Below are 25,791 nucleotides of genomic sequence, written 5' to 3'. Positions count from 1 at the left end.
CGGTCGGCCGCGAGTCGGCGCGCGGCTGGCATCTCGGCTGGCGGATGCCGGCGATCGGTCCGCGCGATCCCGCTCCGCGCGCGGGCCGCGGGTGCCGAGCCGGAGTAGCGTCGGGGGATGCCGAACACCTTCCGCATCGCCACGGCCGCCCGTCTGCTCGGGGTCAGCGACGACACGGTGCGGCGGTGGATCGACCAGGGGCTGCTGCCCACGACGGGGGCTTCGCCGGTCGAGATCCCCGGCGCCGCCCTCGCCGATCGCGCGGTCGCTCTCGCCGATGAACCCGACGACCCGACCGGGATCGCCTCGAGCGCGCGGAACCGGTTCACCGGGATCGTCACGCGCGTGCAGGTCGACGGCGTGATGGCCCAGGTCGACCTGCAATGCGGCCCGCACCGCGTGGTCTCGCTCATGTCGGCCGAGGCGGCGCGAGAGCTCGCGCTGGAGCCGGGTTCGCTCGCGGTCGCCTCGGTCAAGGCGACGGTCGTGACGGTGGAGGCGCCCCGCGGGTGAGGCCGCGCCGGCGGGGGCTCGGGCGTCACACCGTGAAGCGCGACCCGACCGCGTCGAGCGTGAGGTTCCAGAGGCGGCGGGCGTCGTCGGCCGGGCGGAAGGGCTCCCAGAGCTCGATCGCGCGGGCGGGACCGCCGATGAGGCGCGACGGGCCGAAGAACGTGCCGTCCGCGACCGGGGACGTCGCGGCGAGCACGGCGGGCTCGGCGGCGGATGCCACGGTGCCGGTGATGCGCAGGCGGGACAGCAGCCGGATGACGCGGCGCGCTCCGAGTTCGCGGTCGCGGCCCACGCCCGGCTGCGCGGCGAGCAGGTTGGTCGGTGAGACGCCGGGGTGTGCGAGGGTGCTGGTGAGGCCCCAGCCCTCGGCGCGGCTGCGTTCCTGCAGCTCGCGGGCGAAGAGCCCGATCGCGATCTTCGACTGCACGTACGACGCCATCGCGTCGTAGGGGGTGGCGGCGACGACCGCCTCGTCGAACCGGCCGCGCCGGGCGGCGATGCTCGTCTGGTGCACCACGCGGGCGTGCCCCGCGCGCAGCACCGGGAGCAGACCGAGGGTGAGCGCCGCGTGCCCGAGGTGGTTGGTGCCCCACTGCAGCTCGAAGCCGTCGGCGCTCTCCTGCCTCCGCGGAGGGGTCATGACCCCCGCGTTGTTGACCAGCAGGTGCACCGGGCGCCCCTCCTCGCGGAGGGTGCCGGACAGAGCGGCGACCGAGTCGAGGCTCGCGAGATCCAGCGCGCGCGTCGAGGCGACGGCATCCGGGACCTCCCGGCGCAGGGCGTCGAGAGCGCGACGGCCCTTCTCGGGGGAGCGGACGGGCAGCACCACCTCGGCGCCGAGTCCGGCGAGACGCGTCGCGATGACGGTGCCGATGCCGTCACTGGCGCCGGTGACGACGGCCAGGCGGCCGCGCAGGGGGCGGGGGGAGTCGGGGGACATGGGCGGTCCTTTCGTCGGGATGCCTCGATGCTCCCGCCGTGGGTGCGGAGGGACCAGTGCCCGCTCAGCCGCTGATCGGCGATCCACCCCTCGGTGTGCGGCGACCCCGTCGGCGCCGGTCGCGCGGGAGCCCGATGAGCGCGCGATCCGCGCCGGCTCGGCGCGGGGCCCGAGCGCCGGGAACGCGCGCGGCCGCTGGTCGGGCGGTCCGCGCCCGGGCGGGTGGCGGTCCGCGCCTCACCGTCCGGCGGTCGTGCCGATCACCGCGAGCAGGCGGAGCTTCTCGGCGCTCTCGCTGCCCGGCTGGGCGGTGTAGACGAGCAGGCGGTGCGCATGGTCGGGGTCGACCAGGGTCTGGCACGACAGGTCGAGCTGACCGACCTCGGGGTGCAGGAATCGCTTGACCGCGGGCGGCCGCGCGCCGACCTCGTGGGCGAGCCAAAGGGCGGCGAATTCGTCGCTGCGCGCGCGAAGGTCGTCGGCCAGCGCGGCGACCCGCGAGTCGGGGCCGCGCGCCGCGACCAGCTCGCGGAGCCCCGCCGTGTAGACCCGCGAGAGCGTGGCCTGTTCATCGGGCGGGTAGGCGGCGCGGGTCGACGGGTCGGTGAACCAGCGGTACCCGATGCTGCGCGCGGGGCCGGAGCGCAGGCGGGCGTCGCCCAGCAGGGCGATGCCCAGGCGGCTCTGGCGCAGGGTCTCGCCCAGTTCCGTGACGATCTCGGCGGGGGTGTCGTCGAGGCGGTCCAGGATGCGGAGCATTCCGGGACTGATGTGCTCGGTGCCTGCGTGGCGCAGGGGAGGCCGGTGGCCTGCGAGGTGGAACAGGTGATCGCGCTCGGCGAGGCTCAGGTGCAGTCCCTGGGCGAGAGCCGTCAGCATCTGCTCCGACGGCGTGGGGCCCGTGCCCCTCTCGAGGCGGGCGTAGTAGTCGGTCGACATGTGGCTGAGCAGGGCGACTTCTTCGCGCCGCAGGCCCGCCGTGCGGCGGCGCACGCCGCGGGCGAGCCCCACGTCTTCCGGCTGGAGGGCTTCGCGTCGGCGCTGCAGGAAATCGCCCAGGCTGGTCAGGTCGCTCACGTCGTTCCTCGCACCCCCCGTTCCTACCCGGTGCGTCTGGATCACACCAGGACTCGCCGATCCACCCCTCGATTTATCCGCAGAAGCACCCGAATCGGCGCTGGGGGTCCGCGCGTACGGAATACTGAGACGAGCGGCCCTCGGCGTCGCCGAAAGGATGCCATGTCCCGCTCGCTCCGTCTTCTCGCCCTCGCCGCTGCTGCCGCCCTCCTCGCCGGGTGCGCGAGCACCCCGCCCGCGCCCGCGGCATCCGCCGACGCTCCGTCCGGAACGGTGGAGGTCTACGCCGCGGCCTCGCTGCAGCGCTCGTTCGACGAGATCGCGCGCGCGTTCGAGGCGCAGAACCCCGGCACCACGGTCAGTGCCGTGTACGACGGCTCGAGCACTCTCGCGACGCAGATCGCCGAGGGCGCGCCCGCCGACGTTTTCGCCTCGGCCGACGAGAAGAACATGGCGAAGGTCGCGGCCCAGGCGCCGGATCCGCAGCTCTTCGCGGGCAACACGCTCGTCATCGCCGCGCCGAAGGACAACCCCGCGAACGTGCGCGGCCTCGACGACCTCACGCGGGTGACGACCGTGCTGTGCGCGTCGGAGGTGCCCTGCGGTGCCGCCTCGCAGACGCTGTTGTCGAACGCCGGGGTGGCCGTGACCCCCGCGAGTGCCGAGCAGAACGTCACGGCCGTGCTCACGAAGGTCGCCGCGGGCGAAGCTGATGCGGGCCTCGTCTACGCCACCGACGTGGTCGGCCGCGACGACGTCGAGGCGATCGTGCCGGCGGGGGCGGATGCCGTGGTGAACCGGTATCCGATCGCGACGCTCTCCGAGGCCCCGAACCCCGACGCCGCCGCCGCGTTCGTGGCGTTCGTGCTGTCGGACGCGGGGCAGCAGATCCTCGCCGACCAGGGCTTCCGGGCGCCGTGACGGGTGGCTTCGTCCCGCGCTGGCTCGCGATCCCGGCCGCCGTCGGGCTGCTGTTCCTGCTCGTCCCGCTGACTGCCCTCGTCGCCCGCGTGGAGTGGGGGACGCTGTGGTCCGACGTCACCTCTCCCGCGGCGCTGTCGGCCCTCGGCCTGTCGTTGGGGACCGGGGCCGTGGCGACCGTGCTGTGCGCGATCGTCGGCATCCCTCTCGCCCTCGTGATCGCCCGCAGCCCCGCGCGGGTCGCGGCCGTGCTGCGTGCGCTCGTGACCGTGCCCCTCGTGCTGCCCCCGATGGTGGGCGGTGTCGCCCTGCTCTACCTGTTCGGGCGCAACGGCGCGCTCGGGGTGCTCGGCCTGCCGTTCACCACCGCGGCGGTCGTGCTGGCGCAGGTGTTCGTGGCCCTGCCCTTCCTCGTTCTCGCGGTGGAGGGCGCGCTGCGCAGCACCGGCGTGGAGTTCGAGCGCACGGCCGCTTCACTCGGGGCGTCGCGCGCCATGATCCTGCGGCGGATCACCCTGCCGCTCGCGGCCCCCGGCCTCGTCGCGGGGGTCGTGCTGTGCTTCGCGCGGGCGATCGGCGAGTTCGGTGCGACGGCGCTGTTCGCGGGCAACCGTCCCGGCGTCACGCAGACCATGCCGCTCGCGATCTACACCGCCTTCAACGGCGCGGGCGTCTCGCAGGGCACCGCGGTCGCGCTGTCGCTGCTGCTGCTGGTGACCGCCGTCGCCGTGCTGCTGCTCGTGCGCGGGTGGCGGCCGGGGGTGGGCCGATGAGCGCCGCGGATGCCGGGACGCCCGGCCGCGGCCGGCGCGATGCTGCGGGGGCCGGTGCCGCCACGCCGCGCCCCGGGGGCGCGGGAGCGCCGCACCCCGGGACGCTCGCGCCGAGCGGAGTGCCGGCGGCCGCCGCCCTCCATGCCCGGGTCGTCGTGCGCCGTCGCGACTTCACCGTCGACATCGCCCTCGACGTCGCCCCCGGTGAGACCGTCGCCGTGATGGGGCGCAGCGGCGCTGGGAAGTCGACGCTGCTCACCGCGCTCGCCGGGCTCACGCCGCTGGACGAGGGCGAGATCACGGTCGATGAGCGCGTGCTCGACCGCGCACCGCGCCTGCGCACCGCCCCCATGCACCGCGGCGTCGTGCTGCTCGGCCAGGACGCGCGACTGTTCCCGCACCTCACCGCGCGTGAGAACGTCGCCTTCGGCCCCCGGTCGGCCGGGGTTGCGGCATCCGTCGCCCGGTCCGCTGCGGACCAGTGGCTCGCGCGCGTGGGTCTGCCCGACGCGGGGGAGCGCCGGCCCGCGCACCTGTCGGGTGGGGAGCAGCAGCGGGTCGCGGTCGCCCGGGCCCTCGCCGCCCGGCCGCGGGTGGTGCTGCTCGATGAGCCGCTCGTCGCGCTCGACGCGGTGACGGCGTCGGAGATCCGCTCGATGCTGAACGAGCGTCTGATCGGGGTGACGACGATCGCCGTGACGCACGATGCGGTGGATGCCGCGGCCCTGGCCGACCGCCTGCTGATCGTCGAGCGGGGGCGGGCGACGCAGGACGGCCCCGTGCGCGAGGTGCTCGCCGCTCCGGCGACCGAGGTCGCGGCGAAGATCGCGGGCCTCGAGCGGCTCGTCGGTGTCGCCGCGGGCGGGGGATTCGTGCGCGACGGCATGCGGCTCGAGTCGACGGATGCCGCCTCCCTCAACCTCGCGGCGACGGAGGGGCGTGCGCTCGCCGCGGTCTACCGCGCGGCCGACGTGCGCCTCGGCGCGGGGGCACCGGCGACGGTGTCGCACCTGGAGCCGACGCCGACGGGCGTGCGCGTGGTCACCGACTCCGGCGTCGCCGAGGTATCGCCCGGGGAGGCCGCGGCGCTCCGCCCCGGGGACGTCGTGCGGTGGAGCGTCCCACCCGCCCGCGTGCGCTTCGTCGCGGCATCCTGATCCCGCGCGGCTCACGCCGTGACGACCCGCCCGCCCTCCAGCCGCACCTCGCGGTCGACCAGCCCCGCGGGCACGTCGACGTGCGACACCACCACCACGGCCTGGTCGCGACCGACGGCGCCCAGCAGGTCGGCGAGCAGGGCGTCGGATGCCGCGGGGTCCACGCCCGCGGTCGGCTCGTCGAGTACGAGCACCGGAAAGCCGCGCAGCAGCGACCGCGCGAGGGCGAGGCGTTGGGCCTGCCCGCCCGAGACGAGTCCGCCGCGGTCGCCCACGCGCGCGTCGAGACCGCCGCGCTCGTGAGCCCAGTCGGAAAGGCCGACGCGGGACAGCACGGCCCACAGGTCGGCCTCGGAGGCGCTGTCGCGGGCGAAGAGCAGGTTCTGGCGGATGGACTCGTCGAACAGGTACGGCGACTGCTCGATGAGGCCGACCGTGCGGCGCAGGTCGTCTCCCGAGAGGTCGCGCGCCTCGACCCCGCCGATGCGGAACGACCCGGAGTAGTCGAGGAAACGCGCGAGCACGTGCGCCAGCGTCGTCTTTCCCGCACCGCTCGGGCCGGTCACGAGAACGCGCTCGCCGGGTCCGACGCGCAGGTCGACGTCGTCCAGTCGTCCCGCGTCGCCGTCGGAGTCCGACCGGGCGGGCCAGTGAGCCCCGAGGCCGCGCAGCTCGATCCCCTCGCCCAGCGCGGGCGCGCGATCGGTCGACGCGGGCTCGTCGCGGGGGAGGCCGTCGGGGATGCGCTCGGGCACGGCATCCGCGATCCGCTCCGCCGCGGCGCGCACCTGCCGCCACGACGCGAGCGCGAGGGGGACGGGACCGAACACCTCGAACACGGCCATCGGCAGCAGCACGACGACCGCGAGTCCCGGTCCGGACAGGGTGCCGCCGGTCACGGCCGGGGCGGCGACGAGCAGAGCCGCGAGAGAGGCGACGCCCGCGAGCACCGACACCGCGCCCGAGGTCAGTCCCTGCGCCCCGCCGCGGCGCACGATCGCCCGACGCAGCGCCGCATCGGCCCGGCGCACCCGGTCGCGTGCGGCATCCACCGCCTCGTACGCGGTCAGCACGTCGAGGTTCGTGAGAAGGTCGTGCACCGCATCGGCGACGGCGGCGCGCAGCGGTGCGATCGAGCGCTCGGCGCGGGCGCCCGCGGCCCAGCCGACCGCGACGGCAGCGGCGAAGGCCGCGAGCAGGCATCCGAGCATCGTGAGCGCGGCGGGCCACGACACGAACGCGGTGAAGACGACGGCGGCCAGCGCGGTCGTGGCGGCCGTCACGAGCGGTAGCACGACGCGCAGCGGCAGGTTCTGCAGCTCCTCGACGTCGTCGACGACGCTCGACAACAGCCCGCCGCGCTGCGCACGCCCGAGGCCGTCGGGCGCGAGCGGCACGAGGTCGCGCACCAGGTCGGCGCGCACCCCCGCGAGCTGATGCAGCGCGGCATCGTGACCGCTCAGGCGTTCGAGGTACCGGAACACCCCGCGCGACAGGGCGAAGGCGCGCACCCCGACGACGGCGACCGACAGGTACATGACCAGCGGCTGCTCCGCGGCGCGCGCGATGAGCCACGCGCTCGCCGCGAGCAGGGCGACGGCGCTGGCGGCCGTGCCGAAGCCCGCGAGCAGCGCGGGGGCGAACCGCCGCCGCGACGGCATCGCCGCGCTCAGGATGCCGCGCACCCGCCCGTTCACGACCGCACCTCCGCGCCGACAATGCGTGAGTCGACAGAAATCGTCGCCCGAGCGACCTCCGAAGCGACACTTTTTGCCACCTCACGCGAGAAGAGGGGGGACAGCGCGACCACGCGGTCCGCGATCGCGCGAGCCGAGCGGCGGTGCGACACCAGCAGCACGCCGCGGCCGGCGTCGGCCTCCCGGCGCAGGGTCGCCCACAGGTGCGCCTCGGTCGTGGCATCCAGGGCGCTCGAGGGCTCGTCGAGCACGAGCACCGGCGACCCCGCGACGCGGGCGCGATACAGCGCGCGGGCGACGGCGACGCGCTGCGCCTCCCCGCCCGAGAGCCCCACCCCGCCCGCGCCGAGCGTCGTGGCGGGGTCGATGTCGGCCGCGCCCGCGTCGCAGAGGGCTGCGCCGATCGCCGCGGCGTCGACGACCGAGCCCAGCGCCACGTTGTCGGCGACCGTCCCCGCGAGCAGTCCCGGTCGCTGTCCGGCCCACGCCGTCGACGCACGCGCGTGCGCCACGACGGCGCCGTCGATCCGCACGGCGCCGTCGTACGACGCGAAGCCCAGCAGTGCCGCGACCAGCGACGACTTGCCCACGCCGCTCGGCCCGGTCACCAGCACGATCTGGCCGGGCCCGACCGACAGCGACACCTCCGGCAGCACGTGCTCCGCGCGCTGCACCCGCACCCGCTCGAGCGCGATCGTCGATCCGCGCGCCGGGGTGGCGGCATCCGGGCCCTGACTCGTGCGCGCAGCGTCCAGCGCGTCGAAGATCTCCTCCGTCGCGGCCACCCCCTCGCTCGCGGCATGGAACTGCACGCCCACCTGCCGCAGCGGCAGGTAGGCCTCGGGGGCGAGGAGCAGCACGAACAGCCCGACCAGCAGCGAGAGGTCGCCCGCGAGCAGGCGGAAGCCGATCGTCACGGCGACGATGGCGACCGAGATGGATGCCAGGAACTCCAGCGCGAAGCCCGAGAGGAACGACACGCGCAGCACCGTCATCGTCTCGCGCTTGTAGTCGCGCGTGACCGCCTCGATCGAGTCGGCGGCGCGGTGCTGCCGCCCGAAGGCCTTCAGCGTCCCCAGTCCGTCCACGGTGTCGGCGAAGCGCGCCGCGAGACGGCCGAGCGTGCCGTACTGCTTCTGCTGCACACCGCGGGTGGCCAGGCCGATCAGCACCATGAACAGCGGGATGAGCGGGATCGTCAGCACCACCGTCAGCCCCGACAGCGGGTCGGCCAGGGTCATCGCGCCGATGAGGATCGGCATCGTGATCGCCGTCGCGACGAGCTGCGGGAGGTAGCGGCCGAAGTACGCGTCGAGCGCCTCCAGTCCGTGTCCCGCGGTCACCGCGAGGGCGGCGGCGTTGCGCCCGCCGAGCCAGTTCGGCCCGAGACGGGCCACCGCCGCGACGAGCGCCTCGCGCAGCTGCGCCGATGCCGCCGCCGCTCCGCGGGCCGAGGTCCGCTCGGACGCCGCGATCAGCAGCCCCCGGAGCAGGGCGAAGGATGCCGCCGCCCCCACGTAGCCCCACAGCTCGCCGAGCGGCTGCCCCTGGATCGCCCCCACCAGCGCGCTCGTGAGCGTCCACGCGAAGCCCGTGATCACACCCGCCTGCGCGAGCACGATCGCCGCGGTGACGGCGAGGAAGCCGCGGGAGGCGGTGGCGTAGCGGAGCAGCCGGGGGTCGACGGGTTTCATGGGATCAGTGCGCGACGAGCGCGGCCTTCTCGATGCGGGCGCGGGTGACGCGCTTGCGGAACACCCAGTAGGTCCAGCCCTGATAGGCGAGGATCAGCGGCAGGAAGATCAGCGCCGCCCAGCTCATGATCGTGAGCGTGTAGTCGGTGCTCGAGGCGTTATCGATCGTGAGGCTCGCACCCCCGGCGAGGGTCGAGGGCATCACGTTGGGGAACAGCGCGAAGAAGAGCGCGGCCACGGCCGTCACGATCGTGACGGCGCCGAGGGTGAACGCCGTCCCCTCGCGATCGCGCGAGTTCGCGACCCACGAGCCGATGAGGGCCAGCGCGGCGACCCCCGACAGCGCCACGACGCCGAGGAACAACGGGGCCTGGGCGGCCTGGGCGATCGTCCATGCGAGGAAGACGGCCGCGAGGGCGATGGTGAGGAGACCGGCCCGACCCGCCAGGCGCCGCGCGTCGGCGCGGACCTGTCCGTCGGTCTTGAGCGCGACGAAGTACACGCCGTGCGTGAAGAACAGCAGCAGCGTCGTCAGCCCGCCCAGGATGCCGTACGGGTTCAGCAGCGTCAGCACGGTGCCGGCGTACTCGTGGTCGGCATCCAAGGGCACGCCCTGCACGATGTTGGCGAAAGCGACGCCCCAGAGGAACGCGGGGAGGGCGGACCCTGCGACGATCATGCGGTCGAACGAGCGCTTCCACCGGAGGGAGTCGCGCTGATGGCGGTACTCGAACGACACCCCGCGGGCGATGAGGGCGAGCAGGATGACCAGCAGCGGCAGGTAGAACCCGCTGAACAGGGTGGCGTACCACTCGGGGAACGACGCGAACAGCGCCGCCCCGGCCACGATCACCCACGTCTCGTTGAGATCCCAGACGGGGCCGATGGTGTTGATGATCTGTCGGCGGGCGATGTCGTCCTTGCCGAGGAAGGGGATCGACATGCCGACGCCGAAGTCGAACCCGTCGAGTACGAAGTAGCCGACGAAGAGGAAGGCGACGATCCAGAACCAGAGGTGTGCGAGATCCATGATGTTCTCCTGCGTTCTCAGTAGACCGTGGTCGGCGTGTTCTCGAGCGAGTCGTCGTGCTCGGCATCCGGGTCGGGCAGGGGCTCGGGGCCCTTCTGCGCGAACTTCACGATGAGACCGAACTCGACGATCGCGAGGCTGAGGTAGACGAGCGTGAAGGCGACGAGCGAGACGAGCACGCTCCATCCCGGGACGCTGGGGGAGACGCCGTCCTGCGTGAGCATGAGCCCGAAGACGATCCACGGCTGCCGGCCCATCTCGGTGAACACCCAGCCCACGAGGCTCGCGAGCATGGGCAGGGGAGCGGCCCAGATCGCCACGCGCCACATCCACCCGGCGACGGGGCGCTTGGCGTTCTTGCGCGTGACCCACAGACCGACGACGCTGACGAGGGCGGCGATCCCACCGAGGGCGATCATCCAGCGGAACGCCCAGTAGGTCACCCACAGCACGGGGGCGAAGTTGCCGTCGACCTGGTCGGCGAACTGGGGGAACATCTCCTGGCTGTACATCGTGTTCAAGTCGTTGATGCCCTCGACGCAGCCGTCGAGGGAGTGCGTCGACAGGATGCTGAGCAGGAACGGCACGCGGATCGAGAACAGCTCGCTCGTCCCGTCCGGGGTGCCGAGGGTGAAGATCGAGAACGACGCGTCCTGTCCGCAGACCGTGTTGAACGTCGCCTCGGCGGCGGCCATCTTCATCGGCTGCGTCGCGACCATGACCAGGCTCAATTGGTCGCCGACGATCGCCACGAGCACGAACGACACCACGGTGGCCCACAGGCCGAATCGCAGGGTCTTGCGCATCATGTCGGTGTTGCGCCCGCGGGCCATGTGCCAGGCCGAGACCGCGACCACGACCATGGCGGCGAACATCCAGCCCGCGAAGATCGTGTGCGGGAAGGCGGCGAGGGCCACGGGGTTCGTGAGCAGGGCCCAGAAGTCCACGAGCTCGGCGCGGTGCCCCTCCGCCGACATCTGGTAGCCGACCGGGTTCTGCATGAAGGCGTTCGCGGCGATGATGAAGTACGCCGACAGGGTGGCGCCGATGCTCGCCATCCAGATGCTCGCGAGGTGCGCCAGGCGGGGGAGCTTGTCCCACCCGAAGATCCACAGGCCGATGAACGTCGCCTCGAGGAAGAAGGCGAGCAGGCCCTCGAAGGCGAGCGGGGCGCCGAAGACGTCGCCGACGAACCGGGAGTAGGCCGACCAGTTCATGCCGAACTGGAACTCCTGCACGATGCCGGTTACCACGCCCATGGCGAAGTTGATGAGGAAGATCTTCCCGAAGAAGCGCGTGAGGTGCAGCCATCGGACGTCGCCCGTGCGATACCAGACGGTCTGGAAGACCGCCACGATGAGCGACATCCCCAGCGTCAGCGGGACGAAGAGGAAGTGGTACAGGGTCGTCAACCCGAACTGCCAGCGGGCGAGAGCCAGGGGGTCGAGCCACTCCATCGGGAGCCTCCGATCGAACCGGATTGTGTGGTCAGACCACATGCTACGCCGCGCCGTCACGCTCCGTCCGGCGATGATTCGGCGTCGAATCACCTCCCCGGTCTACGCTGTGACTTACCGGGAAAGTCTTTTCCCGCGAACGCTGCGGAGGTCGCATGTCGGTGCGTCAGAGCCTGCTCGCGATCCTCGATCGCGGCGCGTGCTACGGATCGCAGCTGCGCGCGGAGTACGAGCGCCGCACCGGCGTCGCCGTCAACGTGGGCCAGGTCTACACGACCCTCGAGCGTCTGGAGCGAGACGGGCTCGTCGAGGGCGCGGGCGTCGACGACGAGGCGCGGGTGCTGTGGCAGCCCACCGCCGCCGGCCGGGTCGAAGCCCGCACCTGGCTGACGACCGCGTCGCTCGCGGAGGGCCGCGACGACGTGGCACTGAAGATCGCCCTCGCCGTGACCCTCCCGGGCGCCGACGTCGACGCGGTGCTCTCGGCGCAGCGTGCAGCGGTGCGCAGCGCCCTGGGAGAGCTCGACGACGATGTCGACGATGCGGATGCCGTGCCCGCGGCGATCGTGCGCGCCGCCCGGCGCGCGAAGCTCGAGGCCGACCTGCGTTGGCTCGACGAGGTCGAGCGCCTCACCGCCCTCGCCGAGCCCTTCGCCCTGTCGGACGAGCGGCCGCGGCGCGGGCGACCCGCGCGCTCGGCGGTCTGACCCGACCGGCGAGACGGCTGCGGCTCCCTGATCTGCGAGCGGTGATCCGTTCGCGCAGGCTCGGTGATCTGCGCACGCTCAGTGGCATCCGGGATTCTCATGCTGTGGGTGTGCGGATCGCTGAGGGTGCGCGGGGAGACGACGGCGCGGACGGCCGCCCGGTTTACGGTATAAGCCTCTCGTAGCCCCCGCGTGGTCTTTCGTCAAGGGTCGGGCGCATCGTCGGGAGGACGTGCACGCTGAGAACACCCGGACGACCCAAGGAGTTCTCACATGGTCATGGAAGCACCGCTCAGCCGCCCGGGGTCGATGAAGGCCGCCGCTCGCTCCGCCGCGAAGGCCGACGCCGTCGTCATCCCGCCGGCGTTCACCGAGATTCCGTGGACGCGGATCGACCTGGACCTGTACGAGGTCGCTCGCGACGGCTACATCGTCGGTTACGTGGAGGTCGTCGGGGCCGTCTTCGTCGCTCTCGGCGGCGCACGGTACGACCGCGCGGTCGAGGTGTCGCAGCACCTGACGTTCCACGCGGCCGTCGACGCGCTCGTGCGTCGCGTCTTCTGACGCCGTTCCCCGGCGGGATGAGCGCCCGCCCGCGCGGTCAGCGCGCGAGCGTGTAGCCCGCTTCGTCGATCGCCCCGGCGATGTCGTCGTCGCTGATCCCGTCCGCACGTGCGATGCGCACGAGCGACGCGTCGCCGACGCGGAGGTCCACCGAGAGCACCTCAACGCCGTCGAGAGCCGAGAGCTCCTCGGTCACCGTGCGCACGCAGTGCTCGCAGGTCATGCCCTCCACGGAGAGGACATCGTTTCCGGTGGTGGCGGCGGGGGCGTTGGATGCCGCGGCGTTGTGCCCGCAGCCGCACCCGTCGCCGCAGCCTCCACCGGCAGGAGTGGCGGCCGTGAGGCCGAGTTCGATGCGCTGTTCCGACATGGTGGTCTCCTCAGGAACGGACCAGACGCGCGATGGCCTGGTTGGCTTCTTTCAACTTCTCTTCGGCGACGGGCCCGCCCTGCGCGGCGGCCTCGGCGACGCAGTGCGAGAGATGATCGTCGAGGAGCGAGAGGGCGACGTTCTCGAGCGCCTTCGTCACCGCCGACACCTGCGTGAGGATGTCGATGCAGTATTGGTCGTCGTCGACCATGCGCGCGATTCCGCGCACCTGCCCCTCGGCGCGACGCAGGCGCTTGAGGAGGTCGTCCTTGTGACCCTCGTATCCGTGCATGCGTCCATGATACCCCCATGGGGTATGCCTAGCACCGTCTCCCGGGGTGTCAACCCCCTCGGCGAACCGCCTGGCGTGGCGGAGGGTCGGGGCATAGGAGGTCGACATGCTTTCTCGTCAGACCGGTGGTGGTCGGCGATGACCACCGAACCTTTCCCCACCGGACCCCACCGCCCCGTGCGCATCCCGCACCTGCCCCCGTTGCGCTCGCAGCGGCGAGAATCGAAGGATGACGCGAACACTGGCAGCGCTTCCGGGCGCCGCCCGGAGGCTGTGCCTCAGCCGACGAAACGGCGAGATCTGCACTCGTGAGGACGGGCACCGGGGCCTTCACCACCGCACCGGTGGGCGACTGCTCTGGAGCGAGCTGCAGGCCGATGCGCCGGAATGCCCCGGCGCCGGATCCCCGGCTGAACCGGCCCCGACTCTGGACGACGGGTTCCCCGATGGGCGGGCCGTCTGCCCCGTGTGCTGGGCGTTCGTGGAGGTGACCACGGAGGGCGCGCTCGCCCCGCACGACTCCTGGCGCGGTGACGAATCGCGCGAGGAGGCCGACCGGCGGCGGGAGTGGTTCAACGCCTTCGGCTGGTGACGACCCCGGTCACGCGGGCGTCGAGACCAGCAGCGCCCGCCCGTCGACCACCTCGACGGTCTCATCGAGCGCGCCGGCGTGCACGAGGTCGTGCGTGACGAGCAGCGTCGCGGTGTCGCGGTCGTGCGTCAGCCGTGGCGGTCAGTGGGTCGTGAGTTCGTGACGGTGCGGAGCGACACGGCCGCTCTCAGCACGCCCAGGGCGATCATGACGACCGCGGGGCGAGGGTGGTCAGGGGGCTGAGGACGACGGCAGCGCGCCGTCGGCGAGCGCGCCGAGGATCGCGGTCAGGCCGATGCCGACGCCGACGAGCAGCACGACGAGGGCCTGCCCGACGGCGTCGCGCACGAGCGCGGGTGTGCTCGCCCCGAGCGCCTTCAGGATCGCGACGTCTCTGCGCATCGTGGAGCGCGGCGCGTCGAATCCGACGTCGCCGCGCGCCTGCACATCACCGATGCGACGGTGAAGTCGCACCTCGCGCACGTCTTCTCCACGCTCGGCGTCACCTCGCGCACCGCCGCCGTCTCGTCGGCGCGGGCCCTCGGCATCCCCCCCACCCTCCCTGTCCGGCCCGCAGGCGACGACGTACGATGGGCCTCATGATCCGGGTGCGAGTGGTCGGCGTGGCCCTCGACCCGGCCCAGCAGCACGTCATCCTGCTCTCGCCCGTCGACGCCGACACCGATGGGGAGCGTGTGCTCCCCGTGTGGATCGGCCCGCAGGAAGCCATGTCGATCCTCGTCGCGATCGAGGGGACCGCGACGCCCCGCCCGCTCGCGCACGATCTGATGACCACCATGCTGGGGGAGTTGTCGGCGAGCGTCGACCGCGTCGAGATCACCCATCTCGACGAGGGCACCTTTCACGCGCGCCTGGTCGTCGACACCCCGAGCGGACAGCGTTCGTTCGATGCACGCCCCTCCGACGCGATCGCGCTGGGGGCCCGCGTCGACGCGCCGATCTGGGTCGCCGACGCCGTCTTCGCCGAGGCGGGCGTGCCCGACGACGCGGTGGAGCTCGACCCGTCGCCCGAGGAGGAACGGGTGGAGGAGTTCCGCCGTTTCCTCGACGACGTCGACCCCGAGGACTTCCAGGGCTGACGGTCCGCCACCCCCGTGACGCTCCTAGACTCGCGGAGGGGCCGCGCGCCGCGGCCTGTTCCACGACGAACGGGGTACGAATGCAACTCGCCATGGTCGGACTCGGACGGATGGGCGCCAACATCGTGCGCCGGCTCATGAGGGATGGACACGATTGCGTCGTCTTCGACGTGAACCAGGATGCCGTGGCCTCCCTCGTCGAGGAGGGGGCGACCGGGGCGACGAGCATCGCCGACCTGGCCTCGAAGCTGCAGAAGCCGCGCGCCGTGTGGCTCATGATCCCCGCCGGGCTCACCGGCACGGTGGTCGACCAGGTCGCCGAGGTGCTCGAGCCGGGCGACATCATCATCGACGGCGGCAACTCAAACTACCGCGACGACGTGCGTCGGGCCGCGAAGCTCGATGCCACCGGCATCCACTACGTCGACGTGGGGACCAGCGGCGGCGTGTTCGGTCTCGAGCGCGGCTACTGCCTCATGGTGGGCGGTCACGACGAGGCCGTCGCGCACCTCGAGCCGGTGCTGCGCACCATCGCGCCCGGGCCGGGCGAGGTCGAGCGCACGCCCGGACGCACCGGCGATTACACGACCGAGGAGCGCGGGTACCTGCACTGCGGACCCTCGGGCGCCGGGCACTTCGTGAAGATGGTGCACAACGGCATCGAGTACGGCATCATGGCCGCGCTCGCCGAGGGCCTGAACGTGCTCAACAACGCCGACGCGGGCCTGCACCAGGGGGAGCACTCCGCCGAGGTCGCGCCTCTCGAAGAGCCGGAGTTCTACCAGTTCGACATCGACACCGCCCGCGTGACGGAGCTCTGGCGTCGAGGCTCGGTCATCTCGTCGTGGCTGCTCGACCTGACCGCCGCAGCTCTCGCGCAGAACCCCACGCTCGACGGGCTCGCCGGCCGTGTCTCGGACTCGGGCGAGGGGCGGTGGACCGTCAAGGCCGCCGTGGACACCGGAGTGCCGGTGCCGGTGCTGGCCGCGTCGCTGTTCGAGCGTTTCGCCTCGCGCGGCGAGGACCACTTCGCCAATCAGGTGCTGTCGGCGATGCGCCTGCAGTTCGGCGGTCATCAGGAGCTGCCCGCCGGAGACGTGCTGGAAGCGGGTCAGAAGAAGGCCGAGAGCGGCAAGAACTGATCTGCGGGCGCCGGCGTCACCGTGCGGACGTGGCGAGCGACCGATCCGGCGCAGACGTTCTGTCGGACCGGCTCACCAGACGTTCAGCGCTGACGGGTCAGCGCGTCAGCGCGATCTGGCAGATCGTGAGGCCCCCGCCGTCGTTCCACACCTCGACGGCGGGGGCCTCGCACGTCTGCTCTTCGGCCGTGAGCAGCCGCACGCCCTCGTCGTCGTAGACGGCGTACGGTCCGACGGTTCCTCGGACGGCGGCGGAGATCCCCTGGGGGAGCTCGCCGACGGAGGACAACGCTTCCAGGAGCGGGGCGCTCGCCGTCTCGCTGTAGAAGGTCGGGGCGTCGTAATCGCGGCAATTGGCCGTCCCGCCGGTGCCGACGGGGAAGCCCGTGCCGAGGCAGTAGCCGCCCGCGGGGACGTCGGGCAGAGCGCCGTGCTCGCTCCGATACTTCTCGAAGATCTCCTGCCACTGCACGAGTTTCTGCGTGGCCTGACGGTTCGGCGAGGTCTGCGCGGAGGTCAGGAGCACCGCGAGGAAGACGAGGGCACCGAGGATGATGAGCCCGCCGATGACCAGCGAGACGATGGCGACGGGGTGGAGGCGGGCGCGAGACGTGGACGACATGGCGGGCTTTCTCGAGGGACGGGCGCGGGCGACGCGATGACGGGTGCGTCAGACTCGCATGCGCGGCGGCGTCGCTCTTCCGCGATCACCGTCTCTCCCGCGACGAATCGTCCGAGGTTCACCCGGGCGGTCGCCCGCTCGGCATCCTGCGTTCTGCCGGGTCCGACGGGCGAGGGAGACTAGAGGGATGAGCAGTACGGCATCCGCGCCCTCCGACCGTTACGTCGTCGCCACCGACGGCGCCTGCAAGGGCAACCCCGGCCCCGCGGGCTGGGCCTGGGTCGGCGAAGACGGCCACTGGGCGGCGGGGTCGATCCCCTCGGGCACGAACAACATCGGCGAGCTGCTCGGTCTGCTGCACGCGATCACCGATCACGCCGATGTGCGGGAGCTGGTCGTGCAGGCCGACTCGAAATACGCCATCGACACGTACTCGTCGTGGATGGACGGCCACCGTCGACGCGGATGGGTCACCAGCGCGAAGAAGCCGGTGGCCAATCGGGGGATCCTCGAAGCGCTCATCGCCGCGCGCGACGCGCGTCGTGAGGCGGGGCTGCCCGATGTCGTCCTCGAGCACGTGCGCGGCCACTCCGGCCACGTGCTCAACTCGTGGGCCGACGAGCGCGCGGTCCGCGCCTCGCAGCACGCGGCGAAGGGCGAGGAGCTCATCTGGACCTCCCTGCGCGGCCTCGATCGCCTCGAGGTGCAGAAGGCGCCGCCCCGCTCGGCAGCGGACCGCAACGGCCGCTGACGGCCGCGGGCTCACCCGGCCAGCACCTGAGCCTCCTCCTCCGCGGTGAGTCCCGCGCGACGCGGCCGGTCGAGCCCGCGCGCGCGTTCGTCGTCGAGCACGCGACGCATCGTCTCGGCCAGCGGGCGACGTGTGCCGCCGGATGCCAGAAAGGCGGTGTCGCTGCGGCGGGAGAAGCCCCTGGCCTCCGCGGGCAGCCACAGGGGGAGCGACCGCGGGCCCGCCCAGTACTGCACGCCGCGGGCGAGGAGGGTGTCGTCGTCGAGGACGACGGGCTCCACGCTCGCCTCGGCCGCGTCGCGGGCCGCGCCGAGTATCGCGGCGAGGGGCACCTCCTCCCCGACGGCATTGACGGGACCGGCCGTCCGCGCGGCACCGGCCCGCACGATCCACTCCGCGAGGTCGTCGACGTCGATGCCCTGCGCGTGCCGTCCCGCCGTCTCGGGCACGACCACGCGGCCCCCGCGCGCGAAGCGCGCCGGCCAGTAGCCGAAGCGATCGGTGGGATCGCCCGGGCCCACGATGAGTCCGGCACGCGCCAGCAGCGCGCGATCGCCGACGGCCGCCGTGCTCAGTCGCTCGGCGTGCACCTTGGCATCCGCGTACTGCGAGAGGTCGGCGGGGTCGACGAGCGCGGCGGACTCGCCGGCGAACGGGGCGTCGGACCGGGCGTAGACCGACACGCTCGACACGAGGGTCCAGTGCGCCGCACGATCGGCGAGGGCCTCGAGACCGGATGCCACGAACCCCGGGTCCCACGACAGCTCGACGACGTCGTCCCACTCGCCCGTGAGGCGCGCGTAGGCGTCGGGATCGCTGCGATCGGCGCGCACGAGCTGCGCTCCCGTCGCGACGGCGCCGGACTCCCCGCGGGCGAGGCAGGTGACGTCGGCACCGGCATCCAGCGCCGCCGTCGCGATGGCGCGGCCGAGCCACGCGGTTCCGCCGAGGATGAGGATGCGTCGCATGCGGCCAGCCAAGCATCGCGACTGCCGCGAGGCGAGCGGGTTCGCGCTCGGCGGACGCAACCCCTCGCGGATCGCCCCGCTTGCTGGCAGAAAGGGTGGGTGCACCCCGTCGAACGCGCTCCCTCGCTCATCCAGCAGCGCTTCACCCTGGAACGCGCTCGAGCGTGGAGCAGGTGGATGATGGCAGCGTCCGTGATCTTCGCGGTGGGGACGACGCTCCAGGTCGTTCTCGACGGCGGTGACGTGCCCTGGTGGCGCTGGTTCGGGCTCGTATTCTGGTGGGTCGTGGTTGCTCTCAGTGCGCGTCGAGCGGTGCGGGAGGGGCGCTCGATCCGTGCGTTCGAGGCGGCGCATGGGCGGGATGCCGGAAGGCAACGGCCCGTCGGCGGCTGAGTCGCCTCAGGGCGCGGTCTCCGTCTCGACCGCCACGGCCTCCGCGTCGAGGGCCTCGGCATCCCGACTCCGACCGAGGATCTCGTAACGCCGCTCGATCCCGGCCGTCTCGGCGCCCCACGTGCTCGCCGCGACCCGACGCTGGTGGGCGTCGAAGGCCGCTTCGTCGACGAACCGTTCCTCGACTCGCCACACCAACGGGTCACCGGTCGGATCGACGTCGAAGGAGACGCATCCCGGTTCGGCCCGGGTGAGGGCGACGTGCGCCGGCAGGTGCGTGAGGACGCGGTCGAGCTCCGCGGCGTCGGCGCAGCGGAGCTCGCCCGTCAGCGTCACCTCGGAACCTGGAGGGGCGAGGGCGTGGTGCGGCATCCGCCCACGTTACGCGCTCAGGTCGCCGGGGCCGCGAGCGACGGGGTCTTCGCGATGGCATCCTTCAGCACCTTCTCGCCCGCGAAGAGGGTGTCGTGGTAGACGTCGCCGAAGGCGAAGGGGGCGCGCATGTGCCAGATCGACGCGCCGGTGCACCAGGACGACGTCAGCGGCGCTTTCAGGATCGAGCGGTACAGCAGAGCCTGCACGTCGTGGTTCGCGGCCCCCGTGGGGGGTGCGCTGCCCTCCTGCTGCGCGAGACCGTCGACACGCGGTTGCACGCCGACCTCGGTGATCAGGAAGGGCATCTGCAGCCGCTGGCACACGTCCTCCAGCTTGCCGAGGTGGTCGTCGGTGCGGCCGCCGGCCCCGCGCCAGCCGGCGGCGAGCTCGTCGACGGAGATGTTCGGCGCCGACGGGGTGTAGACCTTGTCGGTCAGGCGGATCCACGAGTTGATGCCGAACACGTCGAGAAGCTGCGCCATGTGCGGGGTGCCCTGGGGCAGCCAGTACGTGTGCAGCAGGTACAGCTCGAGGGTGGTGAAAGCGGCGGTGAGGTTCACCGCGGGTTCGACCGAGCGCACCGTCTCGACGAGGTCTACCCACTTCGCGTAGAGCGCGGCGTCGGTCTGACCGGGCTGCTCGCACGCGATCGAGAGGTACTCGATGTCGTTGTCGGCGCAGAGGCCCGCGAAGTGCACCATCTGCTCGGTCCACCGCGAGAAGAACCCGTCGACGGATGACGGGGCGTAATTCGCGCGGTAGAACCCGTCGCCGTCCTGCTCGGTGGCGATGTGGGGCTTGAGCAGGGTGATGCGCACGCCCCGGTCTTTCGCGAGCGCGAAGACCTTGCGGATGCGGTCGTCGGAGACCCGGGTGAACGTCGTGGAGGTGGCATCCGGGATGTAGCAGAGCACGACGAGGGTCGCGTGGGCGCCGAGACGCGCGATGCGGTCGAGTTCGCGCGCCGTCACCGACAACGGGGTCTTGTCGTCGAGGCTCAGCGAGATGCTGAGATCGCGCGTGATGGCGCCGACGGTGCCGGCGAACCGACGCCGCCGACGATCGTCGCCGCGGCGCACCTCGATCGTGAAGGCGTAGTCGCCGGTGGCGGTGAGTCGGCCCGCGAGCGCTGTACCGGTGATGCTCAGCCCGGCGGCAAGAGCGCCGTCGATCACGGTCAGGGTCGCGTCCGTGTTCTTCGAGAGCGGGCGGTGCACGGTGCCCCACACGTGCAGATCGAGATCCTCGGGAGCGTTCGGGCTGGCTGACGCCGAACCCGTGGAAGTCGGTGAGGCGGTTCCCGAGGAGGATCGGCCCGAGGGTGCGGCGCCCGGTTCGTCGGAAGCGCCGGCGGTGATCACAGTGGCCGCCGCGGCGCTCGCGGCGCCCAGGGCCACCACGCCGAGGCCGCCCAGGAGGAGCCCGCGTCGTGAGACGTCCATTTCGACCGGCCTCCTCTCGATCCGATGCCGTGCGGCGATGCGCCCGTTGCGCGGTGTCGACGTCGACCGAGGAGGCGGCCGCCTCTCGCGTGCCCCCGTCGCTACCAGGCTACGGGGCGTCCCCGGCGGGGCGGGCGCGATCTCCGGCGACTCTGGACGGTCTCATGGCGTCCGGCCCACCCGAACGTCCCGGTTACGCTGGGATCCCCCCACCTCTGGAGGCACCGTGTCACCCGTCGACCGTTCCCGACGCATCCGCGTCCTCCGCACAGCGACCCTCGGGATTGCGGGCGTCGGATCGTCGATCGCCATGGCGGTACTCGGGTCGTGGTGGCCGCCGATCATCCTGCTGCTGGCCACGGCCGGCGCCGTGCTCGTGATCTGGCGCTCCGACAGCGCGCTCGCGGCATCCAGGGCCGTCATCCCCGTGCTGATCGTCGTGAGCGCCCTCACGGTGGCGGGGCTGATGGGTGTGGTCGGCGCACTGCCCGCGGGCTGGGTGTGGGCCGCTCTCGGCGCCTACGCGGTGGCCTGGGGCGAATACCTGCTGTCGCAGACGGTCGCGCGCTCGCGCGGCATCACGACCTGGCGCTGAGCGGCATCGCCCGCTCGACGGCCATCCCCTCACCGTACGTCTTCGCGCGAGACGACGAACGGACCCGGATGCCGAGGGGGTGTCATCCGGGTCCGTTCGAGGGGGAGCGGGTCAGACCGTCGCGAGCGTCGACTGCCAGCCGAGCGCGGGGGCGACGTGCGTCGCGAAGTTCTCGACGAGGCGGAGGTTGAACTCCACGCCCATCTGGCTCGGGATCGCCATCGCAAGCAAGGGGCGCCGTCGAGAAAGTCTCGCAGCTCGACGCGGCCAGGCCAGAGACCGGGATTGTGATTCGCCACGTTCCGACATCTCACTCAATAAGATGCTCTTCCAACGACACACGTGATGACATTGCGAGCAAAAAGTTCTCGCAAGCTCTGTCGACCCAACTTGTAAAGAGCCACCATTGGCTGCTCCCACGGAGTTGCTCGACGTGGTGAGGGCGGTAGCGCACCATGTTGCTTAGGTGGAGCATAACTGCGAATGTGAGCGCTTCCGCAGAAATCAGTTCCAAGTGCGGGGATCGGACGATGTTGTCGCGTGGCTGAGCGAGCGTCCGGTTACGTGAAATCAAAGAACGATCGAACGCCTGCCTCAGACCCGGGAGCGCGAGCGGCATTGCTGAGTAGGGCACGGGAACCTTTGACTCGTACCGGACCACGTCATCGCGGTCGCTTTCAACATGATCGAATGAACCCGCGAACGCCGCCGCTTCGTCCAGCAACTTCCTAGGCGACAGGTCAGCTTCACGTAACGCTAACCGAGAAACTTCGACAACTAGCCAAGCAAAACGGTTCGGCCGCTTGCCACTGGCGCGAATAAACGTGTCCTCGATAGGTATAAGCAGAGGGCGCTTGTTGAAGGCGCTAGCGTATAGATCCACGCTTTCGTTCAGGTAGGGAATGAGGCGCGATACTTGCATTACGCCTGCGCCCCATACGTGACCTCTACCAGAATTTCCGGCGAGCAAGTGAAAGACGCCGCTTGTTTGGATCTGCAGATATTCCTGCGAAAATTCATACTGGCCCGTAAGGTGGGAATTATCTTGCCCGATCCCGTGTTTTATGCCCGGAGTTGCCGTATTCGGGTGATTCAGGAGGGTAAGATACGCCTTAGTTGCGTTCAGGACGAAGTAGTAGCCCAAAAGAGGTTTAGCAATGGGCTCAGCCCGGATAGCCGCCTCGTAATACTGACGGGCTTGCTGCACGTAAGCACTGAGGCGCAGTTTGGCGGCAACATCCAAGGAAGGCGCGCCGGCCTTCTGCAAAGCGGTTTCGCCAGCTGCTGCCGCAATCTCCATTGTCGACCATAAGTCGGCTACCGACGCACGAGGTGAGACGGGATGCCTAAACGACCCAGTTCCGGCAGCGATCGGGCGCCCGTTGTACGCGGTGGGCTCACCTATGCGAGCGGCCGGTGGTCGTCCGGCTCGCGCAACTCCTGTAGTAGAGACACTGGTCATGAACCCGCCCTTGAACCGTCTTCGTCCGAGACTCTGGTCCGTTGACCCTAGCGCTAGGTTACTCCGTCCGCGGTGATTGGCCGTGGACACACCAGCCCGTGCCTCAACTACCGATAGACACCGTCACCTGTGTGACGGACACTACGTCGAGCTTGGTCGCGGTTGCGATGGTTGGATGGAATAGCGCGATATTTACGCCGTCATCGCTGCTAACCGAACTCCGGTACAACACCCCGTCGAAACCCTTTTTCTTGATGTATTCGCACAGGTATTGCGTTGGAACGTATTCGTAAGCGACGCCGCTTGGTTGAACGGGGCGCGTTAGCTCTTCGCCTAGGCGCTCCAGAAGCGGCAAGTCAGCTCGAAGTTCGATTATCAGGGTCTCATCGCCATCGCTCAGCGGCGAAATGAGGGACCGTGGGTCTCGAAGGTCAGCCAGCTTCAGGTTGTCTGCGTCTGAGAGGTCGAACTGAGCGACGCATGCCCTTTCGCCCGTGTGAGGGCGAAGCTCCGCGACAGCGGTTGCCTGAGTTGATCCCAGGTAAAGGTAGGGGATGCCTGCGGGGTTGGCTCGACCGTGACCTGCTTTGTGACGCGGGGGTGCGCCCATGTCCGTCAGCGGGTAGGCATCGTCGCTCGTCATTAAGCGGGCACGATACCAGTTGCTGAATTCAAGTGCGGTGGGTGTGGTGATGAGTTGATCCAGTAGGACCGCCAAGCGATCCATGTCCATGGGTTCCTCAAGGAACCACCGGTTGCTGTGCATGAGTTCGTCGCGCAACTCTTCCCACCGGTGAAGATTGCCACCACTCGGGTGAGCGATGGGCGTGAACTTTCTGCGCACAATTTCGCCATCGTCCAGCACGTCCGCGAGTAGCTCCTTTGCCTGTGCTTCACTCAGCCTTCCGTTTGAGAACATCCTCCACTCGCTGATGAGGTGTCTGACCAGGAAATCTCCGTCAGGGTCTTCGCTGTAGGTCGCGATGAGCGGGGCAAACCATTGACTCAGTCTGGATGGGATTACGCATAGCACGCCTGCCATGCCGCAGTAATCGCAATCCTGCATAACCGGTTCGCATTGGTCGATCAGCTGAGCACGGATGTGTCGATCATTGAAGCATGTTGCGCAGCAGCGTCGGTCAGGCATTCGCGTGGTAGTCGGCAAGGGTCTCGATGTGATGCTTGATGGATAACTTTTTGACGTAACCGAGACCTGGGAAGTGTTTGCGCTCGTGCAGGTCACGGAACTCTTCGACAGCGGTTGTTGCGAGAATTTTTGAGGCTGGGTCGTCGACCGCCGAAATGAGTTTGGCGAGCGCCTGTGCGAACTTGCCGGCCGGGTCGACGGGGGTGTCGTTCGAGTCAGATTTGAAGTGGTAAACGAACATTGCGTCGTCGTTTGATGGGTCGATGAATGTCAAATGGATGGCGACAGCGTACGCAGGTCCGCCGCCCTCGCTGTAGTGGTCACCCACAGTCAGGAAGTCACCGTAACCGTCACCGCCAAGTTCTTCGTAGGTAACGTGGAGATCTGAGAACCGGTTGATGAAGTCGTAGTCGGCGTTCTTCTTACGTTCGAACCCGTCTTCGATCAGGATGCGCTGTGCGCCCTTGAATGGACGGCGGTAAAGGGTGTTGCGTGCATCGAGGAAGACATGTGTGACAGAACCTGACGGGAGATTGCCTGCGAGAGCTTTACCGTCGGTGAATCCGCCATGCACAAGGGTGAGTGGCCGTTCAGCGTAGGGTTCGACGAGTCTGAGCACATTGTTCACAGTCATGTCGCTCGTGAGGAGGAGTGCCGGGGAGATTGCATCGTTGTCCCCGTGGCTGTCGGCCATGTACTGCGCCAGAATCTCGCTGCTGTCTCTGTGATCGCCATGTCGCGGGTTCACGATGACCGCAGCGCTAGCACCCTTGAGGATTAGCTCGTCGAGTGTGCGCTGGAGTCCCTTGAAGGTCTCTCGAACTGGCTCGATGATCGGATTGAACCCGGCGTCTGCGATGACCGCCGCGCACTCGCGGATCGCAATCAACTCGAACTGCTTGCCGCGAAAGTACGGAAAGTACATCGTCGTTCCTAACTCCAGGTCATCACTGACGTCATCAACGTACCGGTAGCAGAGGAGAGGTTCGTGCGAGCGCTTCCGTTCAGGTCGCCGAAGAGTGCCGCAGTCCTGATGGAGGGCGGAAGCGTCCGCATGTGCGCTTCCTGGGCTGCGCGTGATCGGCTCTGCTTCAACACTTGCACAGCGTGCCGATGCACCTCAGCTGGGTCAAGCGTCGCGTAGAGGTTCCTCAGCTCCGCCCAAAGGCGAGTGTTGGGAACGTCCGGCGTTTCGATTCCGATGCGTTCAAGTATTTGTGTTGCCTCGTTGGCGCGGAGAGTCTCTAAGAGCGCCGTTGGGTCGATGCGTCCGGGGAGGTCCTGAGTCTCGCGCACGACCTGGAGTCGCAGACGAGAAGAGAGCACAAGCACGCCGACGTCATCCGGAGCGAGCCGAAGGACGGCATCCCTCTGACGAAGGCTCGTCACTACCGTGACGCTTGCGAAAACAGACCTGTAGTCGCTGAGCTGGGAAGGTAGGCGACTAAGCGAGTCTCGTTCTGACTTGATCTCATAGGCCGTGGCGGTGCCGTTAAGAATTACGAGGTCTGCCTTGGACCCGCGCGCACGCACCTCGCTCAGTACGGTCGCAGTGCGAAGGTTGTGTCGGCCAAGAGCAATCTTCTCAACAACCGAACTCCGATAGACGTAGTCGTCCCTGTTACCGGTCTTTGTCAGCTTGGAGTAGCTGAGATCAAGTGCATCCCGAAGCGTCGCTCCTTCGGGAAGGTCTGCCGGGATTGAAGTGTCTCGTAGTAACCGAGCAACAAGGGGTGAACGACCGCTCTGGCTGAGTTCGCGTATGGCGGCGGGGGAGAATAGTCGCGAGAGAGCGGCGAGCTCGCCAGTGGCAGATGTGCCCACGCGAAACACCCCCCCCGCTCGGAACCGTTGTCTGATTCTAGACGCCCACCCAGTCCGGGACCGGTTAGCCGACGGTCCTGTCGCGGAGGTCCTCTGACCTCAGCTGGTTACGTTCGCGCGCTTAGCGATGGGCCCTTCCCAGTTCGGTACCCAGCCCAGCGAGGGTGCGACGTACTTCGCGAACGA

Annotated in this window: 30 protein-coding genes and 1 pseudogene; 13 read left to right on the top strand and 18 right to left on the bottom strand. The window is 70.1% G+C overall.

Annotated features, from left to right (window positions below; all coding sequences use genetic code 11):
- Positions 1–117 precede the first annotated feature (117 nt).
- Entirely contained in the window at positions 118–513 is a 396-nt protein-coding gene (locus B0B15_RS14130) for a TOBE domain-containing protein (RefSeq protein ID WP_076677137.1), read from the top strand.
- 25 nt (positions 514–538) lie between these two features.
- Here the strand turns inward: B0B15_RS14130 and B0B15_RS14125 are convergent, their stop codons facing one another.
- Together B0B15_RS14125 and B0B15_RS14120 are read right to left on the bottom strand one after the other, a co-directional pair.
- Positions 539–1,453, bottom strand: a complete 915-nt coding sequence (locus B0B15_RS14125; RefSeq protein WP_076677135.1) for an SDR family oxidoreductase — start codon at positions 1,451–1,453, stop codon at positions 539–541.
- A gap of 237 nt (positions 1,454–1,690) precedes the next feature.
- A complete protein-coding gene (locus B0B15_RS14120; RefSeq protein WP_076677133.1) occupies positions 1,691–2,530 on the bottom strand; it encodes a helix-turn-helix transcriptional regulator in 840 nt (279 codons plus the stop codon).
- 162 nt (positions 2,531–2,692) lie between these two features.
- On the opposite strand from B0B15_RS14120, the gene modA reads away from it, so the two are divergent.
- The 3 genes from modA to B0B15_RS14105 are packed head-to-tail and all read left to right on the top strand — an operon-like array spanning position 2,693 to position 5,381.
- Positions 2,693–3,451 (top strand): molybdate ABC transporter substrate-binding protein, encoded by a 759-nt coding sequence (modA, locus tag B0B15_RS14115; RefSeq protein ID WP_076677130.1) that lies wholly within the window; start codon positions 2,693–2,695, stop codon positions 3,449–3,451.
- Positions 3,448–4,224, top strand: a complete 777-nt coding sequence (modB, locus tag B0B15_RS14110; RefSeq protein WP_076677127.1) for a molybdate ABC transporter permease subunit — start codon at positions 3,448–3,450, stop codon at positions 4,222–4,224. Before modA ends, modB begins: the two co-directional genes overlap by 4 nt.
- Positions 4,221–5,381 (top strand): ATP-binding cassette domain-containing protein, encoded by a 1,161-nt coding sequence (locus B0B15_RS14105; protein ID WP_083709097.1) that lies wholly within the window; start codon positions 4,221–4,223, stop codon positions 5,379–5,381. The genes modB and B0B15_RS14105 overlap by 4 nt, the downstream gene beginning before the upstream one ends.
- Before the next feature lie 11 nt (positions 5,382–5,392).
- On the opposite strand, the gene cydC is transcribed toward B0B15_RS14105, so the two are convergent.
- From cydC to B0B15_RS14085, 4 genes are read right to left on the bottom strand one after another with little or no spacing between them, the layout of a single operon-like run.
- Positions 5,393–7,078 carry a thiol reductant ABC exporter subunit CydC gene (cydC, locus tag B0B15_RS14100; RefSeq protein WP_256334306.1) on the bottom strand — a complete coding sequence of 562 codons (1,686 nt, stop codon included), beginning with the start codon at positions 7,076–7,078 and terminating at the stop codon, positions 5,393–5,395.
- Positions 7,075–8,772 carry a thiol reductant ABC exporter subunit CydD gene (cydD, locus tag B0B15_RS14095; protein WP_083709057.1) on the bottom strand — a complete coding sequence of 566 codons (1,698 nt, stop codon included), beginning with the start codon at positions 8,770–8,772 and terminating at the stop codon, positions 7,075–7,077. The genes cydC and cydD overlap by 4 nt, the downstream gene beginning before the upstream one ends.
- Before the next feature lie 4 nt (positions 8,773–8,776).
- Complete coding sequence (cydB, locus tag B0B15_RS14090) at positions 8,777–9,802, bottom strand: cytochrome d ubiquinol oxidase subunit II (protein WP_076677123.1); 1,026 nt, start codon at positions 9,800–9,802, stop codon at positions 8,777–8,779.
- Positions 9,803–9,819: 17 nt separating this feature from the next.
- On the bottom strand, positions 9,820–11,259 hold the full coding sequence (locus B0B15_RS14085) for a cytochrome ubiquinol oxidase subunit I (protein WP_076677121.1): 1,440 nt from the start codon (positions 11,257–11,259) through the stop codon (positions 9,820–9,822).
- A gap of 155 nt (positions 11,260–11,414) precedes the next feature.
- On the opposite strand from B0B15_RS14085, the gene B0B15_RS14080 reads away from it, so the two are divergent.
- Together B0B15_RS14080 and B0B15_RS14075 are read left to right on the top strand one after the other, a co-directional pair.
- A complete protein-coding gene (locus tag B0B15_RS14080) occupies positions 11,415–11,966 on the top strand; it encodes a PadR family transcriptional regulator (protein ID WP_076677119.1) in 552 nt (183 codons plus the stop codon).
- Between the two features lie 273 nt (positions 11,967–12,239).
- Positions 12,240–12,530 (top strand): hypothetical protein, encoded by a 291-nt coding sequence (locus B0B15_RS14075; RefSeq protein ID WP_076677117.1) that lies wholly within the window; start codon positions 12,240–12,242, stop codon positions 12,528–12,530.
- Positions 12,531–12,567: 37 nt separating this feature from the next.
- Here B0B15_RS14075 and B0B15_RS14070 read toward each other — a convergent pair whose 3' ends face one another.
- Positions 12,568–12,900 carry a heavy-metal-associated domain-containing protein gene (locus B0B15_RS14070; protein ID WP_076677114.1) on the bottom strand — a complete coding sequence of 111 codons (333 nt, stop codon included), beginning with the start codon at positions 12,898–12,900 and terminating at the stop codon, positions 12,568–12,570.
- A 10-nt stretch (positions 12,901–12,910) separates the two neighbouring features.
- Positions 12,911–13,192 carry a metal-sensitive transcriptional regulator gene (locus B0B15_RS14065; protein WP_056230224.1) on the bottom strand — a complete coding sequence of 94 codons (282 nt, stop codon included), beginning with the start codon at positions 13,190–13,192 and terminating at the stop codon, positions 12,911–12,913.
- 229 nt (positions 13,193–13,421) lie between these two features.
- Here B0B15_RS14065 and B0B15_RS14060 point away from each other — a divergent pair, with 229 nt between their 5' ends.
- Positions 13,422–13,784 carry a hypothetical protein gene (locus B0B15_RS14060; RefSeq protein ID WP_076677111.1) on the top strand — a complete coding sequence of 121 codons (363 nt, stop codon included), beginning with the start codon at positions 13,422–13,424 and terminating at the stop codon, positions 13,782–13,784.
- Between the two features lie 231 nt (positions 13,785–14,015).
- On the opposite strand, the gene B0B15_RS16885 is transcribed toward B0B15_RS14060, so the two are convergent.
- On the bottom strand, positions 14,016–14,267 hold the full coding sequence (locus B0B15_RS16885; RefSeq protein WP_306169561.1) for an FtsX-like permease family protein: 252 nt from the start codon (positions 14,265–14,267) through the stop codon (positions 14,016–14,018).
- On the opposite strand from B0B15_RS16885, the gene B0B15_RS16055 reads away from it, so the two are divergent.
- The 3 genes from B0B15_RS16055 to gnd all read left to right on the top strand — a co-directional run bounded on the left by B0B15_RS16055 (position 14,247) and on the right by gnd (position 16,026).
- Positions 14,247–14,387: a hypothetical protein gene (locus B0B15_RS16055; RefSeq protein ID WP_256334307.1), complete on the top strand. Its 141-nt coding sequence runs from the start codon at positions 14,247–14,249 to the stop codon at positions 14,385–14,387. The genes B0B15_RS16885 and B0B15_RS16055 overlap by 21 nt on opposite strands.
- Positions 14,384–14,884, top strand: a complete 501-nt coding sequence (locus B0B15_RS14045) for a bifunctional nuclease family protein (RefSeq protein WP_076677677.1) — start codon at positions 14,384–14,386, stop codon at positions 14,882–14,884. Before B0B15_RS16055 ends, B0B15_RS14045 begins: the two co-directional genes overlap by 4 nt.
- An 80-nt stretch (positions 14,885–14,964) precedes the next feature.
- Positions 14,965–16,026 (top strand): phosphogluconate dehydrogenase (NAD(+)-dependent, decarboxylating), encoded by a 1,062-nt coding sequence (gene gnd / locus B0B15_RS14040; RefSeq protein WP_076677106.1) that lies wholly within the window; start codon positions 14,965–14,967, stop codon positions 16,024–16,026.
- Between the two features lie 97 nt (positions 16,027–16,123).
- Here gnd and B0B15_RS14035 read toward each other — a convergent pair whose 3' ends face one another.
- The gene (locus tag B0B15_RS14035; RefSeq protein WP_076677103.1) at positions 16,124–16,648 is read right to left on the bottom strand and encodes a hypothetical protein; all 525 of its coding nucleotides are present in this window, start codon (positions 16,646–16,648) and stop codon (positions 16,124–16,126) included.
- A 187-nt stretch (positions 16,649–16,835) separates the two neighbouring features.
- Between B0B15_RS14035 and B0B15_RS14030 the strand changes: the two genes are divergently transcribed.
- The gene (locus B0B15_RS14030) at positions 16,836–17,399 is read left to right on the top strand and encodes a ribonuclease H family protein (protein ID WP_076677101.1); all 564 of its coding nucleotides are present in this window, start codon (positions 16,836–16,838) and stop codon (positions 17,397–17,399) included.
- Positions 17,400–17,410: 11 nt separating this feature from the next.
- Here B0B15_RS14030 and B0B15_RS14025 read toward each other — a convergent pair whose 3' ends face one another.
- A complete protein-coding gene (locus B0B15_RS14025; protein WP_076677099.1) occupies positions 17,411–18,367 on the bottom strand; it encodes an NAD-dependent epimerase/dehydratase family protein in 957 nt (318 codons plus the stop codon).
- A gap of 99 nt (positions 18,368–18,466) precedes the next feature.
- Here B0B15_RS14025 and B0B15_RS14020 point away from each other — a divergent pair, with 99 nt between their 5' ends.
- Positions 18,467–18,760 (top strand): hypothetical protein, encoded by a 294-nt coding sequence (locus B0B15_RS14020; RefSeq protein WP_076677097.1) that lies wholly within the window; start codon positions 18,467–18,469, stop codon positions 18,758–18,760.
- 6 nt (positions 18,761–18,766) lie between these two features.
- On the opposite strand, the gene B0B15_RS14015 is transcribed toward B0B15_RS14020, so the two are convergent.
- The gene (locus B0B15_RS14015; RefSeq protein ID WP_083709056.1) at positions 18,767–19,132 is read right to left on the bottom strand and encodes a putative quinol monooxygenase; all 366 of its coding nucleotides are present in this window, start codon (positions 19,130–19,132) and stop codon (positions 18,767–18,769) included.
- Between the two features lie 17 nt (positions 19,133–19,149).
- Positions 19,150–20,577, bottom strand: a complete 1,428-nt coding sequence (locus B0B15_RS14010) for a glycoside hydrolase family 113 protein (RefSeq protein WP_076677093.1) — start codon at positions 20,575–20,577, stop codon at positions 19,150–19,152.
- A 226-nt stretch (positions 20,578–20,803) separates the two neighbouring features.
- Here B0B15_RS14010 and B0B15_RS14005 point away from each other — a divergent pair, with 226 nt between their 5' ends.
- Positions 20,804–21,172 (top strand): hypothetical protein, encoded by a 369-nt coding sequence (locus tag B0B15_RS14005; RefSeq protein WP_076677091.1) that lies wholly within the window; start codon positions 20,804–20,806, stop codon positions 21,170–21,172.
- 111 nt (positions 21,173–21,283) lie between these two features.
- Here the strand turns inward: B0B15_RS14005 and B0B15_RS16285 are convergent.
- The 5 genes and pseudogenes from B0B15_RS16285 to B0B15_RS16930 form a co-directional block, all read right to left on the bottom strand.
- Positions 21,284–21,400, bottom strand: a pseudogene (locus B0B15_RS16285) (alkane 1-monooxygenase); the annotation flags it as partial.
- 82 nt (positions 21,401–21,482) lie between these two features.
- Complete coding sequence (locus B0B15_RS14000) at positions 21,483–22,472, bottom strand: YaaC family protein (RefSeq protein WP_176776650.1); 990 nt, start codon at positions 22,470–22,472, stop codon at positions 21,483–21,485.
- 265 nt (positions 22,473–22,737) lie between these two features.
- A complete protein-coding gene (locus B0B15_RS13995) occupies positions 22,738–23,700 on the bottom strand; it encodes an RES family NAD+ phosphorylase (RefSeq protein ID WP_218641717.1) in 963 nt (320 codons plus the stop codon).
- Positions 23,701–23,773: 73 nt separating this feature from the next.
- Complete coding sequence (locus tag B0B15_RS13990; protein WP_076677085.1) at positions 23,774–24,706, bottom strand: sce7725 family protein; 933 nt, start codon at positions 24,704–24,706, stop codon at positions 23,774–23,776.
- Between the two features lie 8 nt (positions 24,707–24,714).
- A complete protein-coding gene (locus tag B0B15_RS16930; protein WP_076677674.1) occupies positions 24,715–25,605 on the bottom strand; it encodes a sce7726 family protein in 891 nt (296 codons plus the stop codon).
- Positions 25,606–25,791 lie beyond the last annotated feature (186 nt).

The organism is Microbacterium sp. RU1D (assembly GCF_900156435.1).
Classification (GTDB): domain Bacteria; phylum Actinomycetota; class Actinomycetes; order Actinomycetales; family Microbacteriaceae; genus Microbacterium.
The sequence above is the reverse complement of the archived record's forward strand: the minus strand, read 5'-3'. Positions and strand labels throughout refer to the sequence as shown.